This window comes from Candidatus Hydrogenedentota bacterium (assembly GCA_019695095.1).
Classification (GTDB): Bacteria; Hydrogenedentota; Hydrogenedentia; order Hydrogenedentales; family SLHB01; genus JAIBAQ01.
Window position 1 is genome coordinate 1 of sequence record JAIBAQ010000393.1, and the last position, 2,698, is coordinate 2,698.

Annotated in this window: 1 protein-coding gene; it reads left to right on the forward strand. The window is 54.3% G+C overall.

Annotated elements, in window-relative coordinates:
- A partial coding sequence (locus K1Y02_26780; protein MBX7259989.1) for an SUMF1/EgtB/PvdO family nonheme iron enzyme occupies nucleotides 1-1,513 on the forward strand: 1,513 nt, incomplete at its 5' end.
- Nucleotides 1,514-2,698: the final 1,185 nt, after the last annotated feature.

Sequence of the window (2,698 nt, forward strand, 5' to 3'; positions counted from 1 at the left end):
GGCATCATCCCCTCAGCCCAACGAGCATCTGTTTATCACCAATTCTCTTGGGATGAAATTGGTATACGTTCCTCCCGGTGAATTTCGGATGGGCGCTGCGAGTACAGAGAAAGGTGCTAACCCCGAGGAGGCTCCTCAGCATTCCGTTCGGATTCTAAATGGCTATTACCTTGGATGCTTCGAAGTCAGCGTTGGCGAATACGACCGCGTAATGAGAGCCGCCGCGGCAACCGGGCCCACACCGCCATCTGAGGACTTGCGGCGACCGGCGTACGGCATTTCGTGGGACGATGCAACTGCGTTCTGCCGAAAGCTGTCGTCTATGCCGGACGAAGTGTCGGCCCGCCGGGTATATCGGTTGCCCTCTGAAGCTGAATGGGAGTATGCCTGTCGGGCAGGCATGGGTACTTCTTTTGCTTTCGGTGACCAGCTGTCGACAGAAGATGCCCAGTTTTCCGATCCTGCACGCCGCCCATCGGAAGCCGCGCTGATCGGGACGTATCGGCCAAATTCGTTTGGACTTTACGATATGCATGGCAATGTCTGGGAGTGGTGCGGAGACTGGTTCTCGGGCAGTTACTACGCATCGTCTTCAATGGATTCGCCGAAGGGCCCGGCAAACGGCGAACTGCGAGTAATTCGGGGCGGTTCTTGGCGTGCCCCGGCGAGCTTGTGTCGATCGGCGTTCCGAGACGGTAACGATGCAGACGTACGTCGCGACGATTACGGTTTTCGAGTGCTTTGCACATTAAACGAATCTTCCTCAACGTCCGCCACCGATGTCGCCGCCGCACCGACGGCAAGTTCCGGATCTCAGGAACTTCAGTCTGGTGCATTAGACATTTCCAGGCTAGTTGAGCAAATCGAGCCTTCAGTTGTTCGCATCGATACTCGCGGCAGGCGCGGTGCGGGCACCGGCAGTGGCTTTCTGATCGATGACCTTGGAACAATCGTGACGAACTATCATGTCGTTGAAAACGCAATGCGGGCTCGGGCCGTCTTTCACGATGGAAAGGAGGTAGCAATCTCCGGCTACCTTGCCATGTACCCAGAACAGGATCTAGCAGTGCTTCGACTTACGGACGTCCCCGAAGGTCGAAAGCCTCTTCCTATTTGTGAGGAGTTTCCGATAAGGGGTCAGCGGGTAATGGCATTGGGCGCTCCGTATGGTTTCTCTTTCACGCCCACTGATGGAATTGTCAGTGCGATCAGAGACGCCAATGAAATGGCCAAATCGCTCCCCGGGCTGAAGCTTCGCGTAACGTGGATTCAGACTACGACCCCAATCTCACCGGGAAATAGCGGTGGCCCGTTGATAAACTCGAAAGGGGAAGTGATTGGAGTTAATACGATCACGCATCGAATGGGCCAAAACCTCAATTTTGCCGTGTCTGCAAAGGACGTCAAACAGGCCCTCCAAAAGTCTGACGGCCTTTCGGTCCACGCTCTCGCCCCACAAGCAACCTCGATCTCGGAAATTATCCGCGCGCTCCAAGGCGCAGCGCCAGACTAGATCTCGTCCGCTCAGGCGGACTTGATAGCAGCAGGTGATCGCATAGATTCAGGATTCGGTTTGGATGCCGGCTCCCTTCATAGTCCCATTCGCTGAAGAATCGCGGGCCTGGCTTCCGTTCACGAAGCGGCAGATTTGGCCGACGGGTGTTTCTATGCAGAGAACATGAAGATTCAGATTGCTCGTCAAGGCTATGACTTGATACACGCTTGATCCAAGTCGGCTGCTATCGGAGGGAGCCTCATTGGTTCGCTTCGCGCCAGGACTTGTATCACATAGGATCGGAACGAAAGGCCGGATAGGACAGCGTTCTGACGGGCGCGTTGCCATATCTCTCGCGGAACCCCGCGTATGTTCACGCCACATGTCGTCCTGGTCCTCGTGGCAATCATTGGATTGACCGATTCGATCGTTGCTTTTGCAGGCATGTTGAGGTTTCCTTTCGCTGAACGTTTCGTGACCAACGGGCAGTGAAAGATAAAGCGTGTCGAGTTTCATTGATGCTCTGGCTTCTTCACTCTTTTCCTTTGGCATCCAATCGATACTTCGATCTCTGGTCTCTTTTGTCTCTAGTCCTTCTTCCTTCGATGAAGGAAGACAAACATCATACGTGTCACTCGCGACAGGCAAGCTCAACGCCGACTCCTGCACGACATCGTCGCCATCAACAACGCACGTCATACGAAGACGGGCTTCAGAATGGGTGAGTGTCGCTTCATCTGTATCATCCGTCGGAATGGATAAAAGATAGGTTCGAGCCCTACCTGTTCCATCGGCGGACTGACGCTTCTCGCGAATCAGCGTCAAGACACCCACCGACAAAGCCCAATCCATGTGAGGCTTGTAACGCATTCCGCTGCAGCCGGGCCATCTTCGAATGATTCCTCGCACTGAAGGGCAGGACTCCCACCCCTTTTCAACTGCGCGACCGTGGGATTTGCTAAAACACAAGAACTCGATGAGAAATCCCCCTTTGGAGATTCTGTCGTCTGCAGAAAGTTGTTGCGTACATCTCAAGATCGCTTTCAATTCCCCTTCGGAAATTTGCGGGCTCGACGATTGAAACTTGAAATCTCGCCGATCATGGTGCCATCGGACCAAATCGGCAATCTGCTTCTCAACGCGTCTCGTGCCGTTGCGAAGGTCTGCTCGCACATCTCTTGAAGTTTCTGCTCCCGTACGATA